Annotated in this window: 11 protein-coding genes; 4 read left to right on the plus strand and 7 right to left on the minus strand. The window is 63.7% G+C overall.

Annotated elements, in window-relative coordinates; genetic code table 11:
- Positions 1 to 163: 163 nt before the first annotated feature.
- Positions 164 to 1453, minus strand: a complete 1290-nt coding sequence (locus AC04SG_RS32280) for an ABC transporter substrate-binding protein (protein WP_352560348.1) — start codon at positions 1451 to 1453, stop codon at positions 164 to 166.
- 34 nt (positions 1454 to 1487) lie between these two features.
- Positions 1488 to 2576 (minus strand): ABC transporter ATP-binding protein, encoded by a 1089-nt coding sequence (locus AC04SG_RS32285; protein WP_488554322.1) that lies wholly within the window; start codon positions 2574 to 2576, stop codon positions 1488 to 1490.
- A 265-nt stretch (positions 2577 to 2841) separates the two neighbouring features.
- Between AC04SG_RS32285 and AC04SG_RS32290 the strand changes: the two genes are divergently transcribed.
- On the plus strand, positions 2842 to 3555 hold the full coding sequence (locus tag AC04SG_RS32290; protein WP_112561350.1) for a GntR family transcriptional regulator: 714 nt from the start codon (positions 2842 to 2844) through the stop codon (positions 3553 to 3555).
- A gap of 3 nt (positions 3556 to 3558) precedes the next feature.
- Here the strand turns inward: AC04SG_RS32290 and AC04SG_RS32295 are convergent, their stop codons facing one another.
- The gene (locus tag AC04SG_RS32295; protein ID WP_488554323.1) at positions 3559 to 4788 is read right to left on the minus strand and encodes a GNAT family N-acetyltransferase; all 1230 of its coding nucleotides are present in this window, start codon (positions 4786 to 4788) and stop codon (positions 3559 to 3561) included.
- A 92-nt stretch (positions 4789 to 4880) separates the two neighbouring features.
- On the opposite strand from AC04SG_RS32295, the gene AC04SG_RS32300 reads away from it, so the two are divergent.
- Positions 4881 to 5939 carry a polysaccharide deacetylase family protein gene (locus tag AC04SG_RS32300; protein ID WP_477349426.1) on the plus strand — a complete coding sequence of 353 codons (1059 nt, stop codon included), beginning with the start codon at positions 4881 to 4883 and terminating at the stop codon, positions 5937 to 5939.
- A 57-nt stretch (positions 5940 to 5996) separates the two neighbouring features.
- Here the strand turns inward: AC04SG_RS32300 and AC04SG_RS32305 are convergent, their stop codons facing one another.
- Complete coding sequence (locus AC04SG_RS32305; RefSeq protein WP_142868027.1) at positions 5997 to 6212, minus strand: DUF2842 domain-containing protein; 216 nt, start codon at positions 6210 to 6212, stop codon at positions 5997 to 5999.
- A 256-nt stretch (positions 6213 to 6468) separates the two neighbouring features.
- On the opposite strand from AC04SG_RS32305, the gene AC04SG_RS32310 reads away from it, so the two are divergent.
- Positions 6469 to 7560: a COX15/CtaA family protein gene (locus AC04SG_RS32310; protein ID WP_488554324.1), complete on the plus strand. Its 1092-nt coding sequence runs from the start codon at positions 6469 to 6471 to the stop codon at positions 7558 to 7560.
- On the opposite strand, the gene AC04SG_RS32315 is transcribed toward AC04SG_RS32310, so the two are convergent.
- The 3 genes from AC04SG_RS32315 to speB all read right to left on the minus strand — a co-directional run bounded on the left by AC04SG_RS32315 (position 7550) and on the right by speB (position 10468).
- A complete protein-coding gene (locus AC04SG_RS32315; protein WP_488554325.1) occupies positions 7550 to 8389 on the minus strand; it encodes an aminoglycoside phosphotransferase family protein in 840 nt (279 codons plus the stop codon). The genes AC04SG_RS32310 and AC04SG_RS32315 overlap by 11 nt on opposite strands.
- Before the next feature lie 121 nt (positions 8390 to 8510).
- Positions 8511 to 9437: an N-acetyl-gamma-glutamyl-phosphate reductase gene (gene argC / locus AC04SG_RS32320; protein WP_488554326.1), complete on the minus strand. Its 927-nt coding sequence runs from the start codon at positions 9435 to 9437 to the stop codon at positions 8511 to 8513.
- Between the two features lie 29 nt (positions 9438 to 9466).
- Entirely contained in the window at positions 9467 to 10468 is a 1002-nt protein-coding gene (gene speB, locus AC04SG_RS32325) for an agmatinase (protein ID WP_488554327.1), read from the minus strand.
- 275 nt (positions 10469 to 10743) lie between these two features.
- Here speB and AC04SG_RS32330 point away from each other — a divergent pair, with 275 nt between their 5' ends.
- On the plus strand, positions 10744 to 11796 hold the full coding sequence (locus AC04SG_RS32330; protein WP_488554328.1) for a glycerophosphodiester phosphodiesterase family protein: 1053 nt from the start codon (positions 10744 to 10746) through the stop codon (positions 11794 to 11796).
- Positions 11797 to 11974 lie beyond the last annotated feature (178 nt).

Genomic DNA, 11974 nt, shown 5'->3' on the forward strand with positions numbered 1-11974 from the left:
TGACGAAGGCGAAGATCCCAAGCTCTCCCGCGGCTGTAACCTCAGGTGGTACGGGCGACTTCGCCAAGCCAAGGTCCGGGCGGCCGCCCGGACCTTGGCTCAATCGCTTCAATCCCACGAAATCTCTCTCGTGTAGATACAAGGTGGCGGCGCCGGCTCTTCCTTACGCCGCGATGAACTCGTTCCAGCGCTTCACCATGTAGCGGTCCTCGTCCATGACCGAGTTCCAGCAGGCGACCTTGCCCATGCGTTCCTCGAACGAGCCGCCGTCGCGCACGGCGCCGGCCTTTTCCATGACGGTGCCATCCGGTGCCTTGATCTCGCCCTTGGCGGGCTTGCCCTCGATCCAGTAGCCCCATTCGTCCTCGGACATGAACTTCTTGGCCGAGACCATGTTGGCGGAATAGTAGCCCTGACGATTGAGATAGCCGCCGACCCAGCCCGACGTGTACCAGTTGATGTATTCGTAGGCCGCGTCGAGCTCGGCGCCCTTGAGATGGGCGGCAAGGCCAAGGCCGCCGCCCCAGGAGCGGTAGCCTTCCTTGAGCGGCTGGAAGCGGCAGGCGATGCCCTTGGAGCGCACCGCGGCGACGGCCGGTGACCACATGGACTGGATGACCACTTCGCCCGATGCCATCAGGTTGACGCTCTCGTCGAACGACTTCCAGAAGGCGCGGAACTGGCCGGCCTGCTTGGCTTTGATCAGGAAGTCGATCGTCTTGTCGATCTCTTCCTTGGTCATGTTGCCCTTGTCGGCATATTTGATGTTGCCGGTGGCCTCCATGATCATGGCCGCATCCATGATGCCGATGGACGGGATGTTGAGGATCGCGGTCTTGCCCTTGAAGGCCGGGTCCATGATATCGGCCCAGGTGGTGATGTCGCGGCCGACGAGGTCGGGCCGGATGCCCAACGTATCGGCATTGTAGATGGTCGGCACCATGGTGAACCAGTTGGTCGGCGCCTTGGCGAAGGTCTTTGAGTCCTGCGCCTCGACATAGCCGACCGTGTGCGGCGCGGTGCCCTGGGCAATGACGCTGTCGGGGGTCAGCTTGCCGGTTTTGAACAGTGGCACCAGCTCGTCGTAATATTTCAGCTTGCTGACATCCATCGGCTGCAGCACGCCGGTGGGGAACACCTTCTTGCAGATCCAGTATTCGATGTCGGCGATGTCGTAGCTGTCGGGTTGGGTGACGGCGCGCTGGGCGGCGGCGTCGGAATCAGTCGCCGTCATCTCAAGCGTGATGCCGAGGTCGGCCTTGCACTTGTCGGCAATGGCGTTGAGGTTCGAGACGCCGGTGCCGAACTGGCGCAGCGTGATGTTGGACTGCGCCCAGATGGTCGGGAACCCGGTGATGACGCCGGAGCCTGCGGCGAGGCCGACGGCGGCGGCGCCGGTCTTGAGCAGCGAGCGGCGCGAAATGCCAGTCTTGGTTTGCGGTGTGTTTGTCATGCTTATTCCCCTGTTTTGTTTTGCTTCGTTGAATTCATGAATGAAGGCGCCCGAGGACGATGGCATCCTCGGAATCCCAGGCGAGCGGTACGGCGTCGCCAATGGCGACGGGTTTGGCGAAAAAGTCGGAATCGTCGACGATGACCGTGAAATCGTCGATGCCGGCACCGGTCACCGACAGCTTCACCGTGGCGCCGCGATATTCGATGTTGGAGACGATGCCGGTGAAGCCGAGGCCGGGCGAGGGCGCCTCACCCATGCGCACATGGTCGGTGCGGATGGCGATATCGATTGGCGTCCCCACGTCCTGGCCCTGACCGCAGGCGGCAAGCGAGGCGCCGCCATTGACGTCGAAAACGACCATGCCGTCGCGCGCGCCGCTGACCCGGCCGGAAATGACATTGTGGTCACCCATGAAGCGCGCGACGAATGCCGTGGCCGGCCTTTCGAACACATTGCGCGGAGGTGCCGCCTGTTCGATGCGGCCGTCATTCATCACCACGATCAGGTCCGCCAAGGCCATGGCCTCCTCCTGGCTGTGGGTGACGTGGACGAAGGTTATGCCGAGCGAGGTCTGCAATTTCTTCAGTTCGGCGCGCATGCGTATCTTCAGGAACGGGTCGAGCGCCGACAGCGGCTCGTCGAGCAGCAGCGCCTCGGGATCGGTGATCAGCGCCCGCGCCAACGCCACGCGCTGTTGCTGGCCGCCGGAAAGCTGCGCTGGGCGGCGCGTCGCATAGGCCTCCATCTGCATCAGCTTGAGCATGTCGAGCGCCTTGGCGCGGCGCTTTTCTTTGTCGACGCCCTTCATCTTCAGGCTGAAGGCGACGTTGTCGATGAGGTCGAGATGCGGGAACAGCGCATAGGACTGGAACATCATCGCCGTGCCTCGCTTGGCGGGCGGCAGATCGGTGACGACGGTGTTGCCAAGCCGGACATCGCCCGACGAAATGCTTTCGTGGCCGGCGATCATGCGTAGCGTCGAGGTCTTGCCGCAGCCGGAGGGCCCGAGCAGGCAGCAATAGGTGCCGGCGGGTATTTTCAGGCTGATGGCCTCGACGGCAGTCGTCGTTCCGTACACTTTCGAAACGGACACGATGTCGATCTCGGCGGCTTTGGACATTCAGGCTTCCCCGTTTGGTCGCATTAAACCAAAGCATCATGCGTGCCAATTTGCAGGTCAGCGGCCAAGCGATTGAATTGTCTGAAAAATCAGGCTTCGGCAGTGTTGCCTACCTGGCGAGCTGCCTTGTGCGTTGCACAAATTATGGGCGATTGTGCGCGATTTGCACAAGAATCGTATGCAATCTTTTTTAGCTTCGTGTCCACTTTGCCTCTCGTGCGCATACGACGAGTCGCGCTAGAAGGGGGCGGGAACCATCATCGCCATGAACATTGCCGATCAGATCTATTCCGCAGCCGACAGCGCCAATCAAGATCGCGCCCAGGCGATCCGCGATAATCTGCGCGACGCCATCGTCGACCGACGGCTGGCGCCGGGCACCAAGCTGTCGGAAGGCGAGGTCGGCACGCTGTTTGACGTCTCGCGCACCGTCGCGCGCGCGGCGCTGCAGATGCTGTCCTTCGAGGGCTTGGTGCGTACCGAGCGAAACCGAGGGGCCTTCGTTGCCAACCCGTCGCCCGAGGAAGCGCGCCAGGTGTTCGCCTCCCGCCGGCTGATCGAGCCGGGCCTTGCCACTGCCGCCTGCGGGCGGGTCACAGCCACCGATATCGCCGCGTTCCGCGCCCAACTCGATGAGGAAGGCCGCTTCATCGCCGAGCGCGGTCCGACCGCGCGGCGCTCCGAAATCAAGGCGTCAGGTGATTTCCATCTGCTGCTGGCCTCGGTCGCCGGCAACGCCATCCTGCAGCGCTTTATGGAGGAATTGGTTGCGCGCTCCTCACTCGTTATCGCCCTTTACGGCCGCTCCGGCGTGTCAGCCTGCGGGCATAGCGAGCACACGGGGATTGTCGGTGCGCTGGAGAGCGGCGATTGCGGGTTGGTGAGCCGTTTGATGCTGCATCACATCGACCACATCGAGGCTGATCTCGATCTGCGTGTCAGGGCCGGTCCCGCGCTGCGCGAAGCTCTCAATTTCTGACGGCTAGTTTTCGTCTTCCGTGGTGGCGGGCGCCGCCTGTCCGGCCGCCTTGCGGCGTAGCATCTTGGTCAGCTTCCAGATCGTCGGGCTGTTCTTGATGAAGGCTTTCGCCCGCGCGCCTTGCCGCAGCGCCGACGCGAGGGCGCGTCCCTTCAGTGTCAAGGGCACCAGCACCTCGAAATGCTGAGTCTCGATATCGCACCAGAGCCGCTTATAGGGTTCGTCGCCGACCGAGAAATCATAGACTTCGAAACCCGTCTCGCAGGCTTCCTGGATGTTGTCGAAGAACAGGAAGTCGCCGGGGCTGGTGTGGCCGAGATCGTCCTCGGCGATGGCTCCGAATTCGCAGATCAGGCGCTTGCCCGAGCGGCTCGAGCCGGTGATGGCGCGCAGCTTGCCGGCCACTTCCAGCCCATGCAGCACAAAGGCCGGTTTCTCCTCGGCCAGCGCGCCGGCGAACAAAGCGCGGAAGAAGGCGCGCACCTCCGGGTCGCCGAAGACATTGGCGATGCCCATCTTGGCGAAGCGGAATTCCTTCATCTCGAAGAAAGCATCGAGCAGCCTGTTCACCTCTTCCGTCGTCCGCGCTTCGATGCGGCGATGACTGCCGACAGCCCCGAATTTGCGCATCTGCGAACGGTGCTTCTTGCGTTTGCGCTTGCCGCTCGCGCGGGAGAGCAAAGCATCGAAACCACCATCGAGGTCGACGGCGAGCGACAAATTGGGGCTGGGGAAATGCGCCAATGCCGCCAACGGATTGGCAACGCCATCGAGATCTGGCAGCAGCCTTTCCAGCGCAACGAGGTCGATGTCGGGACGCGCCTTGCCGATCGCCGTCACCAGCCTGCGGATCGTCCCGGCATCGGTCTTTGCCAGCCAGGCCTCATCGGCGGCGGCGAAATTGCCGTTGGCATGACGTCCGCCCATGAAGCGGGCGACGCGGAGTGGACCAGTTCGCGTGATTTCCAGTGCCAGCGAGAAGACCGGCCGGTCCTCGATTTTCAGCGTGGCGACGATGGCATCCGGATTGGCCTGCGTCGTCCAGGCGCGGGCCCAGGCGGCGCTCTGCGCCGGCGCAAACAGCGCGGAACGGCAGAATTCCCCGTAAGAGGCGAGCGCGGCAGCGTCGGCGATCGACACCGACAGGCTGGTCTGGTCGGCAGCCGTTGCGCGCGCGGACGCCTTGCTTGCGGCGAGCCGATTGCCGTCAAATGGCGCGGTGGCGTCAACCATACCTCAATCCTTAAGGCGTATTCGTCGCGATCAGGGAGTTCGCGTCGGCGCGTTCCGTGCTTGGATTGAGCCTAGGCGCAAAAGGTGAATGAATGATCGACGGCGGGGAGGCAGTTCGGAAACTGGCGCTTAACATCGCCCGCTTTACCGGCCTTGCACCGCTGGCCAAGCCCTTCGTCGGGGGCATCGGCGCCATCCTGATGTTGCACCGGGTCACCGCCACGCCGGAGAAGCCCGACGGCGTCAACCGCCACCTCAACATCGCCCCGCGTTTCCTCGACACTCTTGTCGCCGACATGAAGGCGAGGGGCTATGCCTTCGTCACGCTCGACGAGGCGATCGAGCGCATCAAGGCCGGTGGCAAGGACGGCCAGTTCGCCACCATCACCGCCGACGACGCCTATCGCGACAACATGACCGAAGCGTTGCCGGTGCTGGAAAAGCACGACGCGCCGATCACCATCTATGTCGCGCCGGGCCTGATCGACGGCAGCGCCGACCTGTGGTGGGATGTGGTCGAGGACATCGTCAACGCGCGCGACCGGCTGACGCTGGCGACGCCGAAGGGGCCGGTGACGATCGACTGCTCTACCCACGGCAGAAAACTCCAGGCCAATGCGCGCCTGCACGCCTATCTGACGCTGGAAGTGCGCGAGGAGGACCAGCGCGCTGTGCTGCGCGATCTCGCGCGCTCGAACGGCATCGAACTCGATGGCTTGCGCTCAAGCACACTGATGACCTGGGACGATATCCGCGCCATGGCCGGGCACAGGTTGGTGACGATCGGCGCGCACACGGTCAACCATCGCAATCTGAAGCGGCTCGACGAAGCCGATGCGCGCCATGAGATCGGCGACGTCAGGCGCCAGCTGCAAGCGCAGCTCGGCGAAGAGCCGCGTCATCTCGCTTACCCCTATGGCTATGCAAGCGCTGTCGGCTGCCGCGAAGTCGGCTTTGCCCGCGACGCCGGCTACGCCTCGGCGGTGACGACCCGCCATGGCGTGCTGCATGCCGAGCATGCCGGCTTCCTGCACGCGCTGCCGCGCATCTCGGTCAATGGCCGCTACCAGAGCGTCGCCCATATCCGCACCATGCTGTCGGGGGTGACGACGCCGCTGGCCAATGCCGGCAAGATGGTGGTGACCATCTGAGATGGTTGTGACGAGCTAGGGTGCGTCGATATTCAGCTGGCCTGCAAATGGCCCGCTTCAGCCCTTCGGCCGCGGCTCCAGGATCAGCCATTTGATGATGCCCATCGCCGGCAGCACCCAGAACAGGCCGCTGAACAGGAAGAACAGGAAATGCACCAGCGGGCCGGATTCCGACAGCTGTGCAACCGCAATGATCGACGCGACCAGCGCGTAGATGATGACCAGCGCAACCAGCAGGAAGGTTCCAATCAGCTTTTTCAGGCGGATAGGCATGAGGCGTTCTCGTTGATCGCCTTCGCTTAGGCCCAACGGGGCGCCTGTGCAACCCGCCAGAGCAATTCCAGGAAAAGTGTGAAACGGTTTTCCGTCCGGAATTGCGCCGAAAAACCAAAAGATAGAGCGGTTCGCCGTTTCCGTGAAACGGTGAAACGCTCTGCATGCGGCGCGACGGCGTGCCGCGCCGTTCGGTCTTGTCAGCCGGGTTGCGATGGTTCACCAATCCGCCATTTGCAACTGCCGGGACAAACACATGGCCGCCATATCAGCTGCCGCGCCCTACACGGCCCGCGACCGCGACCTCAACAACCGGGCGCTGGTGCGCGGCTGGCTCTATGTCGTGCTTTTGGTACTGTTTGCGCTGGTGCTGATCGGCGGCGCCACAAGGCTCACCAATTCCGGCCTATCGATCACTGAATGGAAGCCAATCCACGGCGTGATACCGCCGCTCAACGATGCGGAGTGGCAAGAGGAATTCCAACTCTACCAAAAAATCCCGCAATATGCCGAACTCAACAAGGGCATGAGCCTGGACGCCTTCAAGTCGATCTTCTGGTGGGAATGGGCGCACCGTATCCTGGCCCGCAGCGTCGGCCTGGCCTTCGGCCTGCCGCTGCTGGTCTTCTGGGCGACGCGCCGCATCGAGCGCGGCCTTGGGCCAAAGCTGCTCGGCATTCTGCTGCTCGGCGGACTGCAAGGCGCCATCGGCTGGTGGATGGTGGCCTCCGGCCTTGTCGACCGCGTCTCCGTCAGCCAGTACCGGTTGGCGACGCATCTGACGCTTGCCGCACTGATCTTCACCGCCACCATGGTGGTCGCGCGTGGGCTGGCGCCGCATTCCGAGCCCGCCGCCGACCGGTCGACGCAAGGTTTGGCCGGTTTCATCGTGCTCCTGGCTCTCATCCAGATCTATCTCGGCGGCCTGGTCGCCGGGCTCGATGCCGGCCTGAGCTACAACACCTGGCCGCTGATGGACGGCAAGGTGATCCCGTCCGACCTGCTGCTGCTTGAGCCCGCCTGGCGCAATTTCTTCGAGAACCCGAAGACGGTGCAGTTCGTTCACCGGCTGGGCGCCTATACCGTCTTTGTCGTGGCACTCTGGCACATGATCGCGACACGGATGCGCCAGCCGGGAACGACGCATGCGCGACGCGCGACGCTGCTGTTTCTGCTGGTGCTGGTCCAGGCTTCGATTGGCATCGGTACGCTGTTGATGCAGGTGCCGTTGCACATGGCGCTGACCCATCAGGCCTTCGCGCTTATCCTGCTGGGGTTTGCCGCCGCGCACTGGCGCGGCACAAAGGGCGCCTATCCGCTGCCGCACGAGATAGAAGTCAGAAGCTGAGCCGCACCTTCCAGATCCCTTCGGCTACCGACAACTCGCGGTTTTCATCGACCGCATTCTGGTCTTCGTGGTGCCACGCGGCCGACAGGCAACCCCAGGCGATTGCGTGGTCCAGAATGGCGGGCGGCGTCTGGCCGAGCGTTGCGGCGAAGACTTCCGCCATATGCGCGATGCGCTCCGGATCGAGGCAGAGATCGTCGCGCTCGAGTGGGTTGTAGAACAGGTTGGCGGCGTCGAAGCCTGGATCGCCGAGCACGCCCTTCGGGTCGATCGCCAGCCAGCCGCGCGGTCCCTGCAGGATGTTGTCGTGGTGCAGATCGCCATGCAGCGGCCTGACCGCATGCGGGGCATCGAGCAGTCGGTCCGCGATTTCGGCGGCCTCGGGACAAAGGCTCGGTTTCCCCGCGTCGCGATCGGCTTTGGCCTTTTTGAACAGGCTGGCAAACCGTGTCCGCAGCGGCTGCAGGTCCAGTGGGGCAGGGTGCTTTGACGGCGAGAACAGCCTTGTCATCACTTCGGCTGCGATTGCGGTTGCGGCGTTGTCGCCCTCTTTGTCGAGAACCTCGGCAAGCAAGGTGTCGCCGGCATATTCAAGCAGCATGCGGTGGCCGTCGCGGCCAAGCAGCCGCACCGCGCCTTCGCCGCGCCGCCAGGCGAGATAGTGTTCGCCGCGCAGTTCGTCCTCGACATCGTCGAAGGGTTTTAATGCCTTGACGATCGCCGGCGACCCATCCTCGCGGACAACCTTCCAGATACGGCTCGAAAACGTCTCGGCAATAAGCTCGGGCGCGCTGACCCTCCAGCGCTTTGGAAATGCCGGCGCGTCCATTAGCGCAATTCCAGAAAAAGTGTAAGCGGTTTTTCCGGGAAAAGCGCGTAGCGCTTTCCCTGGGAATTTCTCCAGACAAGAGATAGAGCGGTTCGCCGTTTCCACGAAACGGTGAAAGGCTCTAGAGGCCGAGCATCAGGTCCATGTTCTGCACGGCCGCACCTGAAGCGCCCTTGCCGAGATTGTCGTAGACGGCAATCAGCAGCGCCTGTGCCCTGTCGTCATTGGCAAAGACGTACACCTTCATGCGGTTGGTGCCGTTATACACCTCCGGATTGATCTCCGGCATGCGCTCCATATGCGTATAGGGCGCCACCTCGACCACGCCGCCCTCGATGGCGGCAAAATGATCGGCGATCGCGGCGTGCAGTTCGGCACCGGTCGGCACGTGGTCGAGGCCGCCGAGTTGCAGCGGCACCACGGTGATCATGCCTTGGGCGAAATTGCCGACCGCCGGCTGCATGATCGGATCATGCGACAGCTTTGCGTAGGTCCTGAGCTCCGGCACATGCTTGTGCTGCAAGGTCAGCCCGTAGGGCAGGAATTCCGAGGCATCCTCGCCCTGGGCGACATAGTCCTCGATCATCGGCCGGCCGCCGCCCGAATAGCCCGAAATGCCATTGACCGTGACAGGGAAATCCGGCGGCAGCAGGCCGGCCGCCACCAGCGGCCGCAGCGTCGCGATCGGCCCTTGCGGCCAGCAGCCGGGATTGGCGACGCGCTTGGCGTTGGCGATGGTCTTGGCCTGACCCTTGTCCAGTTCGGCAAAACCGTATTCCCAGCCGGGCGCGACGCGATGCGCCGTCGAGGCGTCGATCACCTTGGTGGTGTCGTTGGCAATCAGCGACACGCTTTCCTTGGCGGCCGCATCCGGCAGGCACAGGATGGCGACATCGGCGGCATTGAGGAATTCGGCGCGCGCCGCCGTTTCCTTGCGGCGCTCGGTCGGGATCGAGATGATCTCGAGATCGCCACGCTCGGCCAGCAGCGCCCTGATCTGAAGGCCGGTGGTGCCGTGTTCGCCGTCGATGAAGATTTTCGGTTTCATATCCCTGCAAATTCCGTTCTAATTCAAACCTATATGCCTTGGCCTTGGTTCGTAGCGCCATGGTTGCCGTTGTTCAACTCTTCGGCCCGCGCCTTTCGTTCGGCCACCAGGCCGAGATAGTGCATGGCCACCATCGAGCCGGCGATCGCCGTTATATCGGCGTGATCATAGGCCGGCGCAACCTCGACGACGTCGGCGCCGACAATATCGACCTGGCCGAGCTGGCGCAGCGTCGACAGGATCTTGGCCGAGGACGGTCCGCCGGCGACCGGCGTGCCGGTGCCGGGCGCAAACGCCGGGTCGAGGCAGTCGATGTCGAAGGTGAGATAGGTCTTCCTGCCGCCGGTGCGGTCGACGATGGCATAGGCGATGTCGGAAGCTCGCATCTCCTCGATCTCGTGACCGTAAAGGATCTTGATGCCGAACGTATCGGGCGCATGGGTGCGGATGCCGATCTGGATCGAACGATCAGGGTCGATGATGCCTTCATTGACGGCGCGGCCGACGAACGAACCGTGGTCGATGCGCTTGCCGTCGTCCGGCCATGTGTCCTGGTGGGCGTCGAACTGCACCAGCGCCAGCGGCCCATGGATGGCGGCATGCGCCTTGAGCAGCGGCCAGGTGACGAAATGGTCGCCGCCGAGCGACAATAGGAAAGCGCCCGATTTCAGGATCTTCGCCGCCTCGCGCTCGATCGTGCCTGGCGTCTTCTGGTGATTGCCCGAATCGAGCAGGCAATCGCCATAGTCGACGACCGAGAGATGCTCGAACAGGTCGCGCGAGAACGGATATTGCGGGTCGTTGTCGAGGATCGCCGAAGCGCGGCGGATCGCCTGCGGCCCAAAGCGCGCGCCCGGCCGGTTGGTCACGGCAGCGTCGAAAGGAATGCCCCATACGACCGCGTCCGCGCCCTTTACATCCTTGGTGTATTTGCGCCGCATGAACGACAGCGCGCCGGCATAGGTCGGCTCGAAGGATGCCCCCGTCTTGGAGCGGGTGGTGAAGGCGTTGTCGATGGTCTGGTTCGCCATTACGGGTCCTCTTTGTTCATCGGGCTGCCACAACTACAGAACCGGCACGCAAGATGCCAGTCACAGCTTGGCGAAACGACGCGGCGCCCTCCCGGGCGACACAGGATTTTGTCGCCAAGGCGCAAGGCCCTTCTCGATCCTGCTCTGGCGCGCTCCCGGCATGGTTTCAGCACGCCTTTGTTGCAGCGGCGCGACAATCCACTAGCCGGCTTCGTTCACCGGCCTGTCACCGACATCGCCTATCCCCGGGTCGATCCGGCAAGGAGCGATTCTCGATGCGGACCATATGCCTTCTGTTTTGCGCAGCACTTGCCGCCTTCACTGGCGACGCCCAGGCAAGCGAAACCCGCGCCAGGCAGATCCTCGACCGCTTCGAGCACGCCAACCAGTGGCGCGACCATGTCATGGTCGCCGCGCACCGCGCCGGCAGCATGCAGGCCGGCAACACGCTCTATGCCGAAAACTCGCTCGCCGCCGTCGAAGGCGCCATCGCCATCGGTGCCGAAATCGTTGAGGTCGACATCCGGCGCTCGAAGGATGGTGAATTCGTCGTCATGCATGACAGCTGGCTCGACCGCACCACGACTTGCAAGGGCGAGGTGATCAACTACACGCTGGCAGAGCTCAAGCGTTGCAAGCTGGTGGTCGAAGGCACCGGCGCCGTCACCGGGGAAAGTGTTTCCACGCTGCGCGAAATGCTGCTGGCGACCAGGGATCGGATCCTCATCAACCTCGACAACAAGCTCGATGTCCAGGCTCTGCCCGGCATGATCGCCATCGCCCGCGATCTCGGCATGGCCGAGCAGGTGATCGTCAAGGAGAACCTGTGGAACCAACAGCGGATCGACACCGTCAAGGCGGCGCTCGATGCTGCCGGCGGCGGCTTCCAGTTCATGCCGATCATCGCCGATGACGCCGTGCATGACGCTGCCTTTGCCGAGCAGGTCGGCAAGGCCTTTGCGCCCGGCGCGATCGAGCTGATCAACTGGCGGGCGGGGACAGAGGCGCTGACGCAGACCGGCGGACCGTTGTTCAGCACCCGCATGCGGGCGGTGTCGGTGCGGGGCGGCTGGCACATCTGGGCTGACACCTACGCCATCGTCAACAAGCCGGGCGGCTTCCTCTCCGGCGGCCGCGGCGACGAACTGGCGGTCGCGGCCAGCCTGCCGGCAGAGACCTACGGCTTCTGGGCCGAACGCGGCGCCACCATCATCCAGACCGACGAACCGAAGGCAGCGATTGCGTGGCTGGCGGCGAATGGGTTTCGCGTGCCTTATGCGGATGCGGCGCGGCCGGCCGAGGCGGCGAATACGGCGAGTATCAATTAGAGCGACGGCCGACGCTGCTGATCTCCCTCCTTGAGGGGGAGATGGCCGGCAGGCCAGAGGGGGTCGTCGCGCGTGGAGCGCTAACCTTCATCTGCCGCAGGAGGTCGTGCCCGGTCGGACCGACCCCCTCTGTCGCCTTCGGCGACATCTCCCCCTCGAGGGCAGGGCTATCGCATAT

The organism is Mesorhizobium sp. CNPSo 4684 (assembly GCF_057784315.1).

Excerpts from the sequence above, each read along its gene's own strand:
- AC04SG_RS32280 (WP_352560348.1), bottom strand. The coding sequence starts at position 1,453 with ATGACAAACACACCGCAAACCAAGACTGGCATTTCGCGCCGCTCGCTG.
- AC04SG_RS32285 (WP_488554322.1), bottom strand. The coding sequence starts at position 2,576 with ATGTCCAAAGCCGCCGAGATCGACATCGTGTCCGTTTCGAAAGTGTAC.
- AC04SG_RS32290 (WP_112561350.1), top strand. The coding sequence starts at position 2,842 with ATGAACATTGCCGATCAGATCTATTCCGCAGCCGACAGCGCCAATCAA.
- AC04SG_RS32295 (WP_488554323.1), bottom strand. The coding sequence starts at position 4,788 with ATGGTTGACGCCACCGCGCCATTTGACGGCAATCGGCTCGCCGCAAGC.
- AC04SG_RS32300 (WP_477349426.1), top strand. The coding sequence starts at position 4,881 with ATGATCGACGGCGGGGAGGCAGTTCGGAAACTGGCGCTTAACATCGCC.
- AC04SG_RS32305 (WP_142868027.1), bottom strand. The coding sequence starts at position 6,212 with ATGCCTATCCGCCTGAAAAAGCTGATTGGAACCTTCCTGCTGGTTGCG.
- AC04SG_RS32310 (WP_488554324.1), top strand. The coding sequence starts at position 6,469 with ATGGCCGCCATATCAGCTGCCGCGCCCTACACGGCCCGCGACCGCGAC.
- AC04SG_RS32315 (WP_488554325.1), bottom strand. The coding sequence starts at position 8,389 with ATGGACGCGCCGGCATTTCCAAAGCGCTGGAGGGTCAGCGCGCCCGAG.
- argC (WP_488554326.1), bottom strand. The coding sequence starts at position 9,437 with ATGAAACCGAAAATCTTCATCGACGGCGAACACGGCACCACCGGCCTT.
- speB (WP_488554327.1), bottom strand. The coding sequence starts at position 10,468 with ATGGCGAACCAGACCATCGACAACGCCTTCACCACCCGCTCCAAGACG.
- AC04SG_RS32330 (WP_488554328.1), top strand. The coding sequence starts at position 10,744 with ATGCGGACCATATGCCTTCTGTTTTGCGCAGCACTTGCCGCCTTCACT.